Origin of the sequence: Methylomonas sp. EFPC3 (genome assembly GCF_029643245.1) — a bacterium.
In the GTDB taxonomy this organism is placed as follows: Bacteria; Pseudomonadota; Gammaproteobacteria; order Methylococcales; family Methylomonadaceae; genus Methylomonas; species Methylomonas koyamae_B.
Window position 1 is genome coordinate 1,994,325 of sequence record NZ_CP116398.1, and the last position, 18,014, is coordinate 2,012,338.

Annotated in this window: 13 protein-coding genes; 6 read left to right on the forward strand and 7 right to left on the reverse strand. The window is 53.5% G+C overall.

Annotated features, from left to right (window positions below):
* Positions 1 to 31: 31 nt before the first annotated feature.
* The 5 genes from PL263_RS08845 to PL263_RS08865 all read left to right on the forward strand — a co-directional run bounded on the left by PL263_RS08845 (position 32) and on the right by PL263_RS08865 (position 9,454).
* A complete protein-coding gene (locus PL263_RS08845; protein WP_278212670.1) occupies positions 32 to 2,545 on the forward strand; it encodes a DUF2339 domain-containing protein in 2,514 nt (837 codons plus the stop codon).
* A complete protein-coding gene (locus PL263_RS08850; RefSeq protein WP_278212671.1) occupies positions 2,542 to 3,900 on the forward strand; it encodes a DUF3999 family protein in 1,359 nt (452 codons plus the stop codon). Before PL263_RS08845 ends, PL263_RS08850 begins: the two co-directional genes overlap by 4 nt.
* Positions 3,897 to 5,279, forward strand: a complete 1,383-nt coding sequence (locus PL263_RS08855; RefSeq protein ID WP_278212672.1) for a peptide MFS transporter — start codon at positions 3,897 to 3,899, stop codon at positions 5,277 to 5,279. Before PL263_RS08850 ends, PL263_RS08855 begins: the two co-directional genes overlap by 4 nt.
* Positions 5,280 to 5,778: 499 nt before the next feature.
* Positions 5,779 to 7,005, forward strand: a complete 1,227-nt coding sequence (locus tag PL263_RS08860; RefSeq protein WP_278212673.1) for a PepSY-associated TM helix domain-containing protein — start codon at positions 5,779 to 5,781, stop codon at positions 7,003 to 7,005.
* A gap of 154 nt (positions 7,006 to 7,159) precedes the next feature.
* Positions 7,160 to 9,454 (forward strand): TonB-dependent receptor, encoded by a 2,295-nt coding sequence (locus PL263_RS08865; protein ID WP_278212674.1) that lies wholly within the window; start codon positions 7,160 to 7,162, stop codon positions 9,452 to 9,454.
* 260 nt (positions 9,455 to 9,714) lie between these two features.
* Here PL263_RS08865 and PL263_RS08870 read toward each other — a convergent pair whose 3' ends face one another.
* The 4 genes from PL263_RS08870 to PL263_RS08885 all read right to left on the reverse strand — a co-directional run bounded on the left by PL263_RS08870 (position 9,715) and on the right by PL263_RS08885 (position 14,807).
* Positions 9,715 to 11,586: a hypothetical protein gene (locus PL263_RS08870; protein ID WP_278212675.1), complete on the reverse strand. Its 1,872-nt coding sequence runs from the start codon at positions 11,584 to 11,586 to the stop codon at positions 9,715 to 9,717.
* A 465-nt stretch (positions 11,587 to 12,051) separates the two neighbouring features.
* Complete coding sequence (locus PL263_RS08875) at positions 12,052 to 13,305, reverse strand: MFS transporter (protein ID WP_278212676.1); 1,254 nt, start codon at positions 13,303 to 13,305, stop codon at positions 12,052 to 12,054.
* A 3-nt stretch (positions 13,306 to 13,308) separates the two neighbouring features.
* The gene (locus tag PL263_RS08880) at positions 13,309 to 14,067 is read right to left on the reverse strand and encodes an SDR family oxidoreductase (protein WP_278212677.1); all 759 of its coding nucleotides are present in this window, start codon (positions 14,065 to 14,067) and stop codon (positions 13,309 to 13,311) included.
* Positions 14,064 to 14,807 carry an SDR family oxidoreductase gene (locus tag PL263_RS08885; RefSeq protein ID WP_278212678.1) on the reverse strand — a complete coding sequence of 248 codons (744 nt, stop codon included), beginning with the start codon at positions 14,805 to 14,807 and terminating at the stop codon, positions 14,064 to 14,066. Before PL263_RS08885 ends, PL263_RS08880 begins: the two co-directional genes overlap by 4 nt.
* 225 nt (positions 14,808 to 15,032) lie before the next feature.
* Between PL263_RS08885 and PL263_RS08890 the strand changes: the two genes are divergently transcribed.
* A complete protein-coding gene (locus PL263_RS08890) occupies positions 15,033 to 15,539 on the forward strand; it encodes a TlpA disulfide reductase family protein (protein ID WP_278212679.1) in 507 nt (168 codons plus the stop codon).
* Here PL263_RS08890 and PL263_RS08895 read toward each other — a convergent pair.
* From PL263_RS08895 to PL263_RS08905, 3 genes are read right to left on the reverse strand one after another with little or no spacing between them, the layout of a single operon-like run.
* The gene (locus tag PL263_RS08895; protein ID WP_278212680.1) at positions 15,529 to 16,194 is read right to left on the reverse strand and encodes a sulfite exporter TauE/SafE family protein; all 666 of its coding nucleotides are present in this window, start codon (positions 16,192 to 16,194) and stop codon (positions 15,529 to 15,531) included. The two genes, PL263_RS08890 and PL263_RS08895, sit on opposite strands and share 11 nt — an antisense overlap.
* Before the next feature lie 2 nt (positions 16,195 to 16,196).
* Positions 16,197 to 17,234 carry a 4Fe-4S binding protein gene (locus PL263_RS08900; RefSeq protein WP_278212681.1) on the reverse strand — a complete coding sequence of 346 codons (1,038 nt, stop codon included), beginning with the start codon at positions 17,232 to 17,234 and terminating at the stop codon, positions 16,197 to 16,199.
* Positions 17,231 to 18,007: a hypothetical protein gene (locus PL263_RS08905; protein WP_278212682.1), complete on the reverse strand. Its 777-nt coding sequence runs from the start codon at positions 18,005 to 18,007 to the stop codon at positions 17,231 to 17,233. The genes PL263_RS08900 and PL263_RS08905 overlap by 4 nt, the downstream gene beginning before the upstream one ends.
* Between the last annotated feature and the right edge of the window lie 7 nt (positions 18,008 to 18,014).

Consider the following 18,014-nt stretch of genomic DNA (forward strand, 5'->3'; position numbering starts at 1 on the left):
GTCGAGATTTTGGATTTCCAGGAGCGTTACCGTGGACGATTTTTGGGGGTTTATCGCCATCTTACTGCTGGCACTGCCTATTGCCCTGTTTGTGCTATTGGGCATGCTGCTGTCGCGGCAGCGGCAGGCGCGGGAGGAATTGAGTGTCGCGCTGGACAGCATCGAGCGACGTTTGCGCGAGCAGCAACACTTGCTGGAACGGCTGAACGCGCATCAGCCGCAACCGGCGTTAGCAGCCGAGCAAGCGCCCGCTGCGGTAGCCGAAACCGCGTCCGAATCGGCCGAGACCATTGCGCCGCCGCTGATTGCAATGGCCGATATGCCGGAACCGATTCCCGCCGCCACACCCACAGTCCAACCTGAGCCAGCCGCGGCCGATCCCTGGCAAACCGCAGACTGGCAACCGGCCGAACCCAGCCGGTTCGAACTGGCCGCACAGAAAATCCTGAAACAAATCTGGAACTGGATCATCGTCGGCGAAGGCCACCGCCCGCAAGGCGCGGCGATGGAATACGCCGTGGCCAGCAACTGGCTGCTGCGGATCGGCGTGTTGATCCTGGTCACCGGTATCGGTTTCTTCTTGAAATATTCGATAGACAATGGCCTGATCGGCGAACAGGCGCGGGTCGCTTTGACCTTGCTGGCCGGGGTCGGCATGGTGGCCGGCGGCGTCAGGCTGGTCGGCGGCCAATACCATTTGTTCGGCCAGGGCTTGCTGGGCGGCGGTATCGCCGTACTGTATTTCGGCGTGTTCGCCGCCTTCGCCTTCTACCACCTGCTGGGCGTGTATCCGACGTTCGCGTTGATGGTCCTGGTCACCGCCAGTGCGGCCTTTCTGGCGGTACGTTTGGATTCGATACTGGTGGCAATCTTCGCCATCATCGGCGGCTATTGCACGCCGCTGCTGCTCTCGACCGGCCAGGTCAATTTCCCCGGCCTGTTCGGTTACATGCTGCTGCTTGGCGGCGGCATGTTGGCGATTAACTGGTACAAGCAATGGCACCTCCTGAATTTCCTGAGTTTCGCTTGTAACTACCTGCTGTTTTTCGGCGCGATGCAGAAATACCAAATCGAGCATTTCTGGCAGGTGTTACCGTTTCTGACCGGTTTTTTCGTGCTGTATTCGACCATGGTGTTCCTGTTTTGCCTGGTCAACCGCAGCAAATCGACCTTGCTGGATTTGATTGCGTTGCTAGTCAACGCCGCGATTTTCTTCGCCACGGCCTACCAACTGATAGACGAGGCTTACGGCCAAATCTGGACCGCACTATTGGCCGTCGCGTTGGCGGCGTTTTATGTCGGCCATGCTTATTACTGTCTAGCGCGAAAAATCGCCGACCGCGAATTGCTGGTCAGCTTCATCGGCCTGGCGGCGTTTTTCCTGAGCGTGACGCTGCCGCTGTTGCTGTCGGCGCCTTGGCTGACCGCCAGTTGGTCACTACAAGCGCTGGCTATGGTCTGGATGGCCGGCAAGGTCAACAGCGCCTTTCTGCGCCAAGCCGCGTATCTGCTGTATCTAATCGTGATCGGCCGCTTCTGTTTGGTCGACTTGCCGGGCCAGTACGCCGCCGCCAGCGACTACGGCGCCAGCCTGGGCGGGTTTTTGTTCGGCTTGTTGCAACGCCTGGCCAGTTTCGGCATTCCGATCGCGTCCCTGGCGGCCGCCTATCGCTTGATCGAGCAGCCGGCCTCTGCCTCGACGCTGACCTGCACTCCGGAAACCGATACCCCGCTGTGGATCAAGGATAACTGGCTGCTGCAGGCCATTGCCATCGCCGGCGCCGGTTTGCTGTTCGTGGCGTTGCAACTGGAGCTTTACCGCAGCTTCGCCTATCTGTACCCGCCGCTGCAACTGCCGATGCTGAGCCTGGTCTGGCTGGCGATGTGCTGGTTGCTGCTGCAGCGGTTTCTGGCCGGCTCCGGCGCCTGGTTGCTACCGGCGTTAAAGTGGTTTTTGGTTGGCGTTGCCGCCAAGTTGTTGTTGTTCGATTTGCCGTCCTGGGATCTGGCCTTGGGCGCCATCGGCGGCGGCGACGATTTATTCACGCTGCGTTATGCCGGCGATTACCGCTTCGAATCGGCATTGATGCGCCTGTTCGACTTCGCCGCGATCATCGCCTTCTTGCTGTTTGCGCTGAGCCGTTTGGCCGGCGCGGAGCGGGATGCCGGCAATTTCCGGCTCTGGCTGGGCGGCTCGGCGCTGGCCTTGCTGTTTACTTTCCTGAGTCTGGAGATCAACTCGATTTTGTATCAATATGTGCCGGGTTTGCGCTCCGGCGGCGTCACCATCTTATGGTCGATATTCGCGCTGGCGCTGGTGTTCAATGGCATCAAGCGACGGATACCGGCTCTGCGCCTGGTCGGCCTGGGCCTGTTCGCGCTGGTGGCCTGGAAGGTGTTTTTCGTCGATTTGGCCCGGCTGGAGCAAATCTACCGGATCGTCGCCTTTATCGTGCTGGGCATGCTGGCGCTGGGCGGCGCGTTTTTTTACATGCGTTACCAACAAACTTTTATCGGCAACGATACTGCAGAGAAATCGCCATGATCGCCAAACTCGTTATCTTGTTCTGTCTGACCCTGTCGGCCACCGCGGCCGAGCGGACGCCACCGCAACGTTTCAGCCGCGCAGTGATCCATACAGAGCAAGCAGACCAGACCTTGTTGGCTGTAACGCTGGATAGTGCGGTTTACGCCGCCAGCGCCGCCGACTTCCGCGACCTGCGTCTGACCGACCAAAACGGTGTCGAAACACCCTATTTATTGCAAAAAATTGCCGAACAAAAGGCTGTGGCCCGGCGCCTCCCCAGCACCGGCAAAATTGTCAGCCTGAACCGGACCGGCGAAAACGGCATCGAACTGATCGTGGCGCTGGACAAAACCGCCGCCGGTGCCGACGGCCTGAGCATCGTCACCGCGCAACGCGATTACGAATACGGCTTACACGTCTTCGGTTCGGCGGACGGCAAAACCTGGCAGCCGCTAGTCGATAACGGCCGGATTTTCGATTACTCGCGCTACGCCCAGATCGGCAACAACGACATCGAGCTGCCGGCCAACAACTACCGCCAATTCAAGCTGGTCGTGGCCCAGGCCAGCCAAACCCGCAGCAGCGGTTTGACCGAACTGACCCGAACCATGCAAAACGGCTCCGAGCAAGAACGTAGCGAAAGCATAGAACTTCGCAACGAGCCCTTACACATCGACCGCATCGAATTCTGGCAAAAACTTACGGAAACCTTGGCCGACGCAGCGCAACGCTTCGACTATCCCGTCGCCTTCAAAATCAGCCAGGACGTCGAGCTCAAGGCCAGTGTGATCGATATCGACAGCAAACGCCTACCCCTGATCGGATTCAGCGTGCAAAGCTTCAGCCCCAATTTCAACCGCCGCGCCGAGGTACAGATCGACGAAAGCCATGGCCTGGAAACCCGGACTCGAACCCTAGGTCTGGGGTATTTGCAAGCCCTGCACTTCCAAGGCTTCAATCGCGACCAAAACACGATCGAATTCGCCGAAACCCGCCGCGAGCATTACCGGATCCTGATCTACAACGAGGATAACCCGCCGTTGCACATCAACTCGGTGGCCGGCATCGGCCACGGCTACCGCTTGTTGTTTCTGGCCCAGGCCGGCCACAACTACCAGCTCGGCTACGGCGTCGACAAAGCCGAAGCGCCGAATTACGACATCGCACCGATCCAGGAACTGTTGCGCCGCGGCTACCAAAGCAGCAGCGCCGAATTGGGCGAAGCAATCGCGCTGGCTCAGCCCGAACCGGAATTCGACTGGGCGGGATGGGTCAACAGCCGCTGGTTTCTGGGTCTGGCAATCGCATCGGTCGCGCTGGTACTGGCCTGGAGCTTGTTCAAAATCGGCAAACGCATCGGCGATTTCGAGTGAGGGAAGCCGGTCCCAAGGCGGCAACACTTAGCCCGATGCCGCAAAAACGCTTTTTCGGCCATCCGGCCGGCCTGTTCGTGCTGTTTTTCACTGAAATGTGGGAGCGCTTTTCCTACTACGGCATGCGCGCGCTGTTGGTACTGTACATGACCGAACACCTGCTAAAGGCGGCGCAAAACGGCCGGCCGGTGTTTGGCTTACCCCAGTTGAAACGGGTTTTGCAAGCCGCTTTCGGTCCGCTCGGCGACCAAGCTTTGGCGTCACAGATTTACGGTCTTTACACCGGCTTGGTCTATCTGACGCCGTTGTTCGGCGGCATGCTGGCAGACCGGGTGCTGGGCCGGCGCCGTGCCGTGCTGTTGGGTGGCAGCCTGATGGCGGTCGGCCATTTTCTGATGGCCGGGGAAAGCTGGTTTCTGTTGGCCTTACTGTTTTTGATCGTCGGTAACGGCTGCTTCAAACCCAATATCTCCGGTCAGGTCGGCGACTTGTATCCGCCCGGCGACCCCCGCCGCGACAGCGCCTTCACCATTTTTTATATGGGCGTCAACCTGGGCGCGTTTTTCTCGCCGCTGGTCTGCGGCACCCTGGGCCAGCGCTACGGCTGGCATTACGGCTTCGCCGCCGCCGGGGTCGGCATGTTACTGGGTTTGCTGGTTTACGGATTGGGCCGACCTCATTTGCCGGCGACAGAAGCGCGCCTGTCATCAACGCCCAGCACTGACGGCACGCTATCCGGCAAAGATTACCGAGCCATCGCGGCGCTCGGCGCCATCGCGATACTGAACGTGATGTTCTGGGCGGTCTACGAACAGCAAGGCAACACCCTGCAACTGTTCGCAGAACACGAAACCGATTGGCACTTGTTTGGCTGGGAAATGCCTTCCACCTGGTTTCAGTCTCTGAATCCGGCCTTCATTTTCATACTGGCGCCTTTACTCGACACGTTATCCCGTTGGCAGACCGCGCGCGGCCGCCAGCCGTCCAGCATCGGCAAAATGGCGCTGGGCGCCGGCTTGTTGGGCGCATCGTTTTTCGTGCTGATTTATGCCGCCAACGATAGCGGTCCGTCAGTCAAAATCAGTTTCTTGTGGCTGGCGTTATGTACCCTGATTTATACCTTGGGCGAGTTATACCTGTCGCCGGTCGGTTTATCGCTGGTCAGCAAAATCTCGCCGCCCGGACTGGTCGGTTTGTTGATGGGGATTTGGTTCCTGTCGTCCTTCTTCGGCAATTTACTTTCGGGTTATATCGGCAGCTTTTATCAGACCATGCCCAGACAAGCATTTTTTCTGCTGTTGGCCAGCCTGGGCATCGGCACCGGCTTGGCGATTTTGGCAATGAAACCGCTATTGCGTAAAGGCTTGGGATCGGTCTGATACTTCGCTAGTGCGGCCAGGGAACAGCCGGCGCCGTTGGCCTGCCCCGACCGCAATCCCGGTTCCAGTCGCGGCAACGTGCCGTTATATTTTTACCCTACGCACTTTGAAGTGCCGCGTTTTGCCTCAGTCGTAACAGGCATGCTCGGCGGGATGCCGATCAGGTCACTTTCCAGCACGGTTTTCTGCAAGCCAATAAGGCTTGAGGCTTCGCTTTGATGGGGCTAGGGATTTTATAGCGGTAGCGCACTTCGGCGCCTAACTGGCCGGGCGGCGGTTTTTTTAATACCACTGGGTAACGGCCGTCACCCCGTTTAAAACCACAAATAGGGTATTTCACACACCGCAAACCGAATGGTGTGTGAAATAACCCACTCTACTTAAGTCCTAGCCGATTTAGCGCACAGCAAATCACTGACATTGTTTGTTTTTTCAGTTATGGCACAGACCTCGCTCAATTGGCACACCCAAGTTGTGCTGATTCCTAAGGGAGCTTGTTATGTCTGTCATCGATCCGTTTACCGCGAAGGAAAACTCAATCGTTCATCGTCCGGTCGCCGCTGCAAAACGCCTGGATTGGTTGCAGAAAGTCACCTTGCGCAAGGTCTTGCTCAAACTGCATTTATACATCTCGCTATGGCTGGGTTTGTTTCTGGCCATTGCCGGCTTGACCGGCAGCATACTGGTTTACGGCGAAGAGATTGATCATTGGTTGAACAGCGACATCCTGGCCGTGGCAGCCGGATCATCCCGACAACCCTTGCAAAACATCCTGGCCACCGCCGATCACGTCTCCCCCATCAAGCACCCAGCCCACCATATTCAACTTCCCAAACATCCCGACGAAGCACTGATTGTGCGTTACCAAGTGCCCCACGCGGGCCCCGGACACAATCATCACTTCCACGAAGTCATGGTGAACCCCTACACCGGCCAAGCGCTGGGCCATCGCGACCGCAACGACTCACTGATTAACTTTATTTTGCGCCTGCACTACAAATTGTTGGTGGACCCGTTCGGCAAATGGCTGATGGGCATCACCGCCCTGCTGACCTTGGTTTTGACCATTACCGGCATTTACCTTTGGTGGCCCAAAACCGGCAAATGGCTGCAAGCACTGGTCATTAAACGCAATGCCAGCTTTACCCGCTTCAATTTTGATCTGCACAAAACCGTCGGGCTTTATACCGCCGTTGTCTTATTTGCCGTGTCGCTTTCCGGCTTTTACTTCAATTTCCCGGACGTCTTCAAGCCAGCCGTCAATGTGTTTTCCAGTGTGCACGAAGTACCGCGTGCCGTTAAATCCAAAACCATCGGCAGCGAGGTGCTGGCCTACGAAACCATTTTGAGCAATGCACTACTGCGCTTTCCCAATCTGCAACTACAGCGCTTGTACCTGCCTGCCGACGCCAATGGCAGTTTCATGGTCAGCGGCAAACAAGCCAACGAAACCCGCAGTAAAGGCGCAACCATGCTTTGGCTGGATCAATACAGCGGCGAAGTACTGATGGTCCGCGACCCCAATCAATTTGCCGCCGGCGATGCGTTTATCAATATCCAGTTACCTCTTCATAACGGCGAAATCCTCGGTACGCCCGGCCAATTGGCTGTGCTGATTGTTGGCTTTGCGCCACTGGCCTTATTGATTACCGGCATCATCCATTGGCTGAAAAAACGCGCATCCCGACGCATTCATAAGCAGCGACTCACCGCAAAAGCGCAGTAAAAGGCGCTTACTGAAAATGCCCAGCAAATACTGGTTGCTTATCACCAGACGTCTGTCGCTGCGGCACACGCTCGGGTATTCGCGAAGTCAGCCATCAACAACACCTAGGTCAAATTCTAAATAAACCCCACCCTTTACTGTTATGAACAACCCTATGCAATACCATCCACTGGCGGCTGCCATTAGTCTGGCATTATGCTGCCAGGTCAGTTTGGCCGAGCCGGAAACAAACGCTTCCAAAGACCAGCCCCCTGCAGCATCGGAAGCACCCCAAAAAGACCAAGCCACCGAGCTGAGTACCATGGTGGTTTCAGCAACCTTATCGGAAAAATCAATCGACGACGTGCCTGGCACCTTGCACTTGATTGACGATAAACAAATCGCACTCCGCGATGTACGTCGTATCGGTGACATTGTGCGAGAAATGCCCGGCGTATACATGGCGATTGGCGCCACCAGCGCGTTACCGCCTGCCGCCAACCGCGCGGTACGCCAGTCCATCCGCGGCATTAGCGGCACGGCGCGCACCGTTGTCCTGCTCGACGACCAAAAAATGAACGATCCGAGTTTTGGCACCGTTAACTACGGCGCGATCTTTTCAGAAGATGTCGAACAAGTCGAATTGGTCCCCGGAGCCGGCTCAGCACTTTACGGCGGTAATGCGTTTGCAGGCACCATGCGCATCGTCACCAAAAAACCCACCAAACGCGAAGTATTGGTGAAAGGCACCTATCAGTTTGATGCCGCCGAGGGCATGACAGCCAGCGGCATCTACCGGGATGTGTTCGACAACGGCTTGTCCATCAGCTTGGGCCACCACCACGAGCTCAATGACGGCATTCGTGACATCTGGGGTTTTGCCAATCCGGGCGGCGGCGGCCCAATTACCAATGTCACAGGCGCCATCCCCACAACCACCGCGCAAGGACAAACCGCTTATCTAGTGGGCGATCGTGGCCGCGCACCATGGGAATCGCACAACAGTCATATCAAAGCCTATTATGATTTTAATGACTACACGCGTCTTTCGGCGGGTCTCCATTACTTCTACTCCGACATTGGTTACAGCCAAGACCCGTTTAACAGCTATCTACGCGACGCCAACGGCAATCCGGTAATCAGCGGCAGAATTCGGCAGAATGGCACCTTATTGGGACAGGTAACGCCAAACGTCTTTCTGAACTCGCCATCGCATGAAGACGATTTGCGCAGCTTTTGGAAGTTTGAACACAATTTCAGTGCGGATACGGCATTAACGGTCAACTTCAACCACACCTCCCGGGACACCTGGTTTACCAACGTCCTCACCACCTCCGGTTTAGGGGGTGGTCCGGGTACGTCAAACCACACTAGAAGCACGATGGTCAACGGTCGGGCGCAGTTGGTATTTCCATTGACCAAAAGTCAAATGATCACCACGGGGTTTGAAGTGGATCATGGTGAAATGGATCGTAAAGATTACGATCTGAGCCAATGGAACGACCGCTACAGCCGGACAGGTACTCGCCTGGTGGCCGATGCCTCAACCGACACCACTTCATTTTTTGCGCAAGACGAAATCCGTTTTACCGATCAATTCACCGCCTATTTAGGCACGCGGGTCGATTGGTGGCAAGCCACAGGTATCAGCAAAGATTACGCATTTAATACTTTCAAGCCCGAATCCACGCAGGAAAGTGTCGAAGTCAATCCCAAGCTGTCACTGATCTACAAAGATGCCTGGGAAGGGGCCACCTTACGCGCATCGGCAGGTAAATCGTTCCGCCCACCCACCTTGCAAGACCTGTATGTTGATTCACGCCGCGGCGTGGTCGCCACGACATTGTCGAATCCCAATCTGACGCCCGAAAGCAACTTATCTTGGGAAGTGGGTGTTGAGCAGAAAATCGCGGCAACCGACACCCAAATTAAAGCCACGTTTTTTGAAAACCATTTATCCGATTTAATTTCAAACAAAGTAATCGAACGCCGCGCCAACTTTACCGGCTCGCAACGCATCAATGCCGCTGAAGCCATTACCCGAGGCGTGGAATTATCGCTTGACCAGAACCTGACTGATTGGCTGTCGCTGTTCAGCAATTACACCTGGACCCCTACCGCAACCACGCTGTCCAGTCCTGGCACACCCGCTGCAGAAGGCAAACGCTTGCCCAATTCACCGGAACATTTATTGACCGTTGGCCTGGAAGCCAATTGGCAGGAATGGTCCGGCAGCTTGATTGGCCGCCATGTTTCCGAATCATTTGATACGGCTGAAAACATTGACGTGGTGCACGATGTATACGGTGGTTTTCAGGCCTTCTGGTTAATGGATGCCAAAATCAAATACAGCCCCACTAAAAACGTCAGCGTCGGTTTCATGGCCAACAACTTAAGCAACGAACAATATTTCCAATTTGCCCCCAATCCAGGGCGTAACTTTCTGGTGGAGCTCAGCTTTAATTATTGAAGACAAAAGCAGGCTGTTGGCTTTTGTTCTCAACAGCTAAGGCCAAAAGCTGAACTACAACGTCGCCATCCGATTTCAACAGATTGAGCCAAAAGCTGTCGGTCGGAGTCATAATCCAATTTCAATAGTTAAGGCATACTGTGACCCAGTTTGCTGTCCGGTATTTAGCTAACAAATTGACATTATCACTGCCTCACCCCGACCTAAAAGAGACATTCAAATGTAGTATGGGTAGTGCTTTTTTCTTCACTTCGCTAAATTTAGTTAAATTTGCAGGCCTTACCATCTGACAAAGACACACTGCTGACTGGGTGCTGATAATCCTTATAATAAAGAATATGATACTGATCGTGGTAATTCAGAACACCTAAATTATCACCCTGAACAGGATCATTTACACCCGTGGGCAAACTAGGTTGTTCTGTTTGTTTAACCAAAAAATCATTATCGGCATCAGTGACAAACATATTCGGAATACCTAAAGTACCTCTAAGGGTAAATAATAAATCTATCATTCTATTGTGAAAGGGAATATTAGTACCAGCCTCTGATACCAGCTCATTTAAACGTCCTGCATTGGTATAATTGGAGACTAACTGACAAATATCAGCAGGATCGGTCTGAAAAAAAGACGTTATAATATGGTTTGGCTTTCCACCCAAATTCAAGTATTGCCGGTAATGATCTTCAATTTCCTTATGCCGAACATCCGCATTCACATGGGTTGCAGCATAGCTTGCAAAGTTTTCACGTAAAAAATCAGCCAAATTTAGATGCGCAACACTTCGCGAAGGATCTAAAACCAAGGCACGTTTTAGTGCAGTTTCTGTCAAATAAGCAGGTTTAGTTCGGTCTTTGCTGACTAGAAAAGCATAATCATTTAGGATTTCGGCAGCTTTTTTTGCTGGAAAATCTGTAAGAGGGACTTCTATAGCCTGAATAATTCCAGCATTCTCCAGATTTAAAACAGCAGCAAGTGCGGGCGCTACTTTTCCTGAGCGTAAATCGTTTTGATATTGGCTAATACTAGACTTATGGGTGCGTTCTAATGCCTGCCAATCAAAAGCCTGCTGGCTATCTATATCCAACCTTAAAAACTGTAAAATTGCTGAGTTTTTCTTTCCTACAACAAGCAGGTTTTGGGCGGCAGTGAGCGGGATATTATCATTCGCCAACGTCCAAACTTTGCCTAACAAAGGATTATTGGGTATTCGAACATTCAACTGTCTTATATGTCCTTCCTTATCTGCATACAAATAATTATTGTCGGCGGTATTTGGGTTTAAAGCTTTACAGAAATTAACGCCTTGATCATGCAACATAGTGGAGATTCGGGGGATATTTTCTTGGTGTTTATAAACACCTAGCCGTGATACACGGAGATCTTCAACAATTGTGTAACCACTATCCAGAACAGTTGGTAAACAATCAAATAGTTTAAAGCGCCGGATATCTACCGGAAGCAGTGCTAGGGATTGCTTTATTTGAGATGGAAAGCTATGCTGGAGATCAAATACATGCAGTTCATCGCTATTCAGCTTAACCAAGTATTTAGCCTGAGGCGAGAAAACCATTTCATAAAATGGTAATATATCTTGAATAACAAATTTTGCTTGACGAAATTCTGTGGAAATTAGAGTTGTATCTGTTTCTAAAATATTTCTAGTAGAATGGCTAGCATAGGCAAAATGGATAGCATCTGCTGCGAATACCAATTTACTGGCGAGGTATTTTTCCCGCCACAACTCCTTAGGATGTTTCGGATCGGCAAGATCAATAGCAATGACCAACTGCTCCGCCTCTAAATATTGGTTTTTTTTGCCGATTTCAATGCCGACTATGGCAAAATCGCCATCACTTGATAAAGCCAATTGCCCATTTTGGGGTAAAGGTAAGAATCCCTGTAGCCTAGGACTTCTCGAATCCGAAGCATCAATGATTTGCAAGCCTGCTGGTGATCGCTCCGTACGCTGTAGTTCTATCACTACACGTTTTCCGTCCACCGAACTACGTGCCAAACTTGGCGTTGCAGTGAGTTGAAGTGTGGATTGTAATGATGGGCTGGCCGCCAAGGCCGTTACAGCACCAAAAACAAGATATATAGAAAAAATTCTGTTAACTAGTTTATCCAAAGTTTACTAGCTCCTCGCTGTTAATTTGTTTGTATTTAAAAAACCATCTATTGATTTGCACAACCATTGTATGAATAAAGGTGAGATTCTTTGTGTTATCAAAAAACGATTTTTGAGTTGTAATTTATCAGCATTTATTACCACTACCTAGACAACAAGTTGTGGATATTTAACTTCTAGCATTATAGCTTGCGTCTAACAGCCGTCCGCTGTTGGCCGATTGGGTGAGGTCGTCAATGGCTGCTTTGTATCCTTGCTGTTTGCAGCATCTGGATTTGGCTAACTGGCCGCTTTGGAGAAACGCGAGTGGCAAAAATGGGTCGATCCCGCCAATTAGCCTCGTCCAAAAGCAGTCATTCAGTGCTGGCGCAATCGTATCGGAATCGATGGCAGGGCTTGGCTTGAGCGGCTGGTTTGGAATGAAATAGCCCCCCCTGCACCTAACCCACGCAAATCGTGCGCTTTTCAGCGTTGGGTCTGTTGATGTCGTCGGCCCAACACAAATCCCAAACCCGCCCAAACGCTGGCAATCGCAGCGGCGATCAAGCCAATGCCTAAAGCGCCGAATGGCGCGTATAGCCAGCTGGTCAGGGCATCTCCCCCGCGAAATACGACGGTATCGATAATGTTTTTGGCCTTGTATTTGGTAACCCTATCAAGCGGGGCGAACAACATTTCCCGTGCCGGCCTTAGAATGGCGTAATCCCCGACCCGGCGTAAAATCATCAGCCCCAGCAACAAGGGCAAACTCGGGTGCCAGCCAAATGCGGCAAAGCCGAGTGCCATGATGATGGGAATACTGGCCAGTGTCCAGGCCACACCGAAAGTGGCAATGATGCGGCGGGTGAAGATCAGTTGCACCAGAATCGACAAGCCGTTCACCACGCTGTCTATCGCGCCGAAGACTTGAGTCTGCTGGGTTTTGTCGGTAAAGGTGTTGGCGACAAAATCGGCCTGGAGCAGATACAAAAACGTGCCGTTGGCACTGGCCAGCAAAATAAAGCCACTAATGCCCAACAGGTAAGGACTGCGCAGCAACAAGCCCAAACCGGACAAGATGCCGCCCGCGACCGGTTGCTCCTCAGCAAATCGGCCTGACTGGTCTGTTGCTTGTCCGGCTTGCCAGTACAACAAAAAATGAATGCAGGGCAAAGTCAAAGCCAGCAATACGGCGGACAACAGTAACAAGCTGGCCGGGCCAATAACGCCCACCAAACCGGTTGCCAGCAACGGCCCCGCCATTGCCCCCAAGCTACCGCCAGCGGAAATAAAGCCAAACAAACGCTGTGCGTGCTGCTTGTCGAATACGTCGGTCATAAAGCTCCAGAACACCGACACCGTGAACAGACTAAACACGCTCAGCCAGACAAAAAAGCCTCTGGCGACCCAGAGATTGTTGAGGTCCCATTGCAACAATCCATAGAACAGCAGTAAATGGCTGATAAAAAAGCCATACACCCAGGGCAAAAACCGACGGCGTGGAAAACGGCTGCAAATCCAGCCGTAGGCCGGTACGGCTAACAGCATGGCGGCAAAGGTAGCGCTAAATAACCAGGGCAGATTTTTAGTGCCGCCACTCACCCCCAGCATTTCCCGCACCGGCCGTAACACGTAATAGCTACTGAGCAGAAAAAAGAAATACGCAAAGCCCACCCAAGCCGCAAGCCGGGACTGGCCGCGGGCGTCGAGCGCGGCAAAACCGATTTTTAAAGGCTGCATGGTTTAATCGTGTCGCATGGCTTGAAAAAACGCCGGCCAATCAGTGACCGGCGCTTGACTGCGATCGCCTGTAATTTCAAAGGTTTTACCATACGCTGCCGGTTGATTCAGTGCGGCGACACAGACCCGCGCGACATCATTGCGGGCAATGCCTTCAACGCGTTGATAATCGCCTTGCGTGACGCGGATGCCAAATTGTCCACCGTCTTCATCCAGTAAACGGCCGGGACGCACCAAGCTGTAAGGAATGCCACTCGATTGAACAGCTTGCTCGGCTTGTTTTTTCCACAACAAAATCGGCCGATTTTTGACCGATTCGGCATACACCGAATCACTCAAACCCGCGCTCGACACCAAAATAATCTGCTGAACGCCGTAGTGCTGAGCGGCTTTGACCAGATGTTGCGTCCCTTCGTAATCGACATAGCGCGCACTGTTGGGATCGTCTTCATCCTGGCTACGGGCACCAACCGCTGAAATAATATGCGTGACCCCTTGCACGGCCTGCGCGACGGCTTGCGGGTCGCGAATGTCGCCGATTTGAATTTCCAAGGCCGCGGTCGAGCCAAACAAGCGTTGTACCTTGTCGGCATCGCGAGCAAAAATCCGCACCGACTGCCCCTGTTGCAGCAAATGATGCACGATGTGTTGCCCGGTGCCGCCGGTGGCACCGGCAACCAGGATTTTATCGGCACTGGCTGTCAGACTGGTTGCCCATAATCCGATCATCAGCCATTTGCTTAAACCGCTGCGCAGGCTCATTGTTTGTCCTGCTCCACACCAGCAAATAAAGCCGACCAATCGCTAAGCTCGCCGGTTTGATCAGTGTTGGTCAGCTCAAAGGTTTTACCTTGTGCGGCTGGGTTGAACAATGCTTTGACACAAGCCAATGCCACATCGGCGCGATTAACGGTACCTTGTCCCGCTTGGTCGGCACCCGTTAACCGAATACCTCGTGTCCCCACGGCATCGTCTTTCAGGCCGCCAGGGCGAATAATGGTGTACGGCACGCCGCTTTTCCTGAGCGCTTCCTCGCCCAGGTATTTCCAGATCAGCACGTTGTTAAAGCGTCGATTTAAAGGGTGTTGCAAATTGCTGATACCCATCGAAGACACCAGGACCATATGCTGAACACCGGCAGCTTTGGCGGCTAAAGCCAGATTTTTGTTACCCGCGTAATCAACGAATTCCGGGCCGTTATCACCGAACCAATCCCCGCCCGAGCCTATGGCCGAGACCACCGCCGTTGCGCCGACTAAAGCACCTTGTAAACTGGCCGGATCTTTAACATCCGCGATGACGGTTTCCACACCATCTCCCAGGGTTTCTTTGGCTTTATTGGCATCGCGCACCAAGGCCCGCACTTTAATCCCCTGGCCCTGAAGCTGCTGCACCACATGCACGCCAGTGCGCCCGGTGGCCCCAGCCACTAGCACAAGCTGATCCGCATTCGCGACTTGCAGCCCAAGTAAACCCACCAAAATCATCCAACCTTTGTTCATGTTGTATACCTCGTTAAAAAATCAATCCATCAAATAACTTGGACGCTCAACAATATGCGCGAGCAGCGCTGAAAACCCTTTAAACTAAACCTATTGTCAGGTAACGGTTCAATTTGAATCGAAATTGGCCGCGGGGAGCACGTCCAAAACAGACGGCGCAATGCCCGTTGGCTATTGCGCCATACCTGCTGCCGTTCAAACTAAACCTGTATTTTCCAATCCATCATGAAATTTTGGCTCCCCCATCTGATATTTGCAGTCGTGTTGAGTTCGACGATTTGGTTCTATAGTCAGTCGCATCGGCCAGTCGAGCGGCTTGAGTCCGTGCGCTATGCCAATCTACGAGGCGAACTCCAAAGCCTGGAGCAATGGCGAGGGCGTTGGTTGTTGATTAATTTCTGGGCGACTTGGTGTCAGCCCTGTCGCACCGAAATTCCGTATTTCAACCGGCGTTTTGCGCAAACCGATCCCCAGCGGCTGGCGATCTTGGGGTTTGCGGTGGACAGCCCGGAAAACGTCAGCCAGTTTATGCAAACCACGGCCATTGATTACCCGCAGTGGGTGGATGAACGCGGCATTGATCTGGCTTTTAAATTGGGCAACCAGCGTCAAGGTCTGCCTTTCACCGTGTTGGTCAATCCGCAAGGCAAAATCGTGGCACGGCATTTGGGTGCTTTAAGCGAAGCCGATTTAGACCGCTTGCTGGCAAAATTGCCCAGCGCTAAGGGCTAATCCAGCCCATCCAGGTGCCCACACCCATCAACAGCATCATGCCCGCGCTGGCGTATTCCAGATGCGGACGCCAGCGCCCCCAGTTGGCGCGCAGTTCGCTGGCAAAATGCGCGACGCCGATGCTGAAAATCAAAGTGGGCAAAATCACCGCCCCCGCTCCAAACGCCAAGCCCAGTCCCAGGCCGGAAAGTGCACTGCCCGCCGTGGCTGCCGCCAGTAACAAGGCACTGAGTGGCGCACACGGATTAAAAGCCATACCCAGCCCCATCACAAATAAGCCGGTACCCAAACCAAAGCGGCGATTGGGTGTTTGGCGGGTGGTGGCGCAAGGCTTGTGCGCACCGCGTTTGGCGCGAAACAGCGCAATCGCTACCCACAAAGTGGCCAGCCCCAACAGCCAGCGCAAACCGGTTTGTTGCAAGGTATCGGCCAATAAGTCGCCCAACAGACCCGCCAATAAACCGGCACAGGCATAGCCCACCAAGCGCCCCACCGAAAACGGGGTGACCCGGCGCCAGGCCTGTTTTAACCCGCCGGATTCGCTGGCGAAAAACACCGGCCCCAAATAGGGCAGACAGGCGATATTGCAGGCTCCGGCACCATAAGTAAAACCCAGTATAAACGCGGCGCTCATGGTCAGGCTGGTCGCTTCCATAGCTACTGAATCTCTTGCGGGGCTTTAGGTTTGCGGTGCAAGTTGGCCAGGGAAATGGTTTCCCATTGTTTTTGGCTTTGTTTGCGGTCTTTGAAATACTGGCTGCTCGAAGAAAAAACCGGCAATCCGGCATAACGCAATTGCAATACTTTGTCGTCCGGGCAAAACTCGACACAACGACCACACAGCGTGCAATCAGGATAGGTAATGTCGTGCTTGTGCATTTCGGTATGAATTTCCCGAATATCCATCGGGCAGGCATTCGCGCATAAACCGCATTTATCACAACGGGGCGTGGCGTTTTTGACCAGGCGCAACAGCCCCACTTTACGAAAAATCGCTTGCAGCGCCAGCATGGGGCAAATCCGGCAAAACGGCTGGCGCACCGTCAAGCCCAGCGAGATGACCAAGCCAAACAAAAACACCCCGACAATGGATAAGCCGGTCAAACTGGCGCTGGCCGAATCCACATACAGTTGATCGGTACTGCCGGTCATCAAGGTAGTCATGATGCGGCTGGGGCAGACCGCACAAAACGGCGCGCCCCAGGCTTCATCGACATAACCGGCGGCGGCCAGCAACGGAAAGCCAAATACCAGCAGCGATAGCATCAACCATTTGACGGGGCGAATTTTATCGACGGTACTGTCGGTCAAGCTTTGCTTGCCTTGCAAGCCCAGCTTTTGGCCGATAATACCCAACATGTCCTGGAAGAAGCCCAACGGACACACCCAGCCACAAAACGCTTTGCTAAACAGCACAAACAACACCAGAAACGTGCCCAGGGTAATGGCTATGGGCAGCAAGGCCATCCAGACCGGCATTTGTCCGGCGAACACCCGTTCCAAACCATGATGAATCTGGTGTTGCAGTGGCACCAGGGCGCAATAATCGGCACTCAGCGGATCGTAAGCACAACTGAGTGCCGGCAAGGCTTTGCTGAGCTTGTCGGTGGTATAGGGACCTAACCAGTAGCCGCCATAAACCATTAAGAAAAACAACGCCCCTTGCACCGTTTTACGCATTACGGATAGATTCATGACGCAGCACTCGCATATTTTTTGACTTTTAACGGTTTGTTGGACAAACGTCTGTTTAACCACAAGCCCACCACAACACCCAACCCGGCCAAGCCCGCCCCCCACGGCACGGACTGCCAATGCAGCGGCGAGACGTAATAATCGCCTTTGAGGGTGGAGCGATAGCGTTGGTCGTTGGCATTCAATTCGGTGCTGATCGAAAACTCGGCGGGCGGATTGGCCGTTAGTCCCGGCTCGATAGCACTAAAGTCGTCCGGCAATTCAAACGCCACCCGTCCTTGCGGGTCGGTGGTGGCGCTCAATTGAGTGCCGTTTTGCGAACGAAATTGCACCGGCTGATTCGGTACGGGCTGGCCCTGAAAGCGCACTTTAAACTGCCAGGTTTTGCCACTGTAGTAGCGGGCATGCTCGGCGGGATGCGGATCGGGTTCGATTTCCAGCGCAGTCTTCTGCAAGCCAAACAAGGCTTGAGGCTTGGCCTTCATCGGGCGACCGTTTTTATAGCTGTAGCGCACCTCGGCTTCAAGCAGGCCGGGCTGCTGTTTTTCCAAGACCAAGGCGTAATAGCCTTCAAAGCCCAGCTTGGGCAATTCCAGCTTTTCCAACACCTGACTGCTTAAATCCGGCAAGTAATAACGAATCGCGCTGGGTTCGCTTAAGTAGGTGGCATGCTGATTACCGCCATGATGCTGCATATCGTGCGCTTTGGGGGCATCCTCAGCCCAGGTATTCATGGTGCTCAGCGCGCCGATTAAAATAAACCAATACGGCATGTCGCCT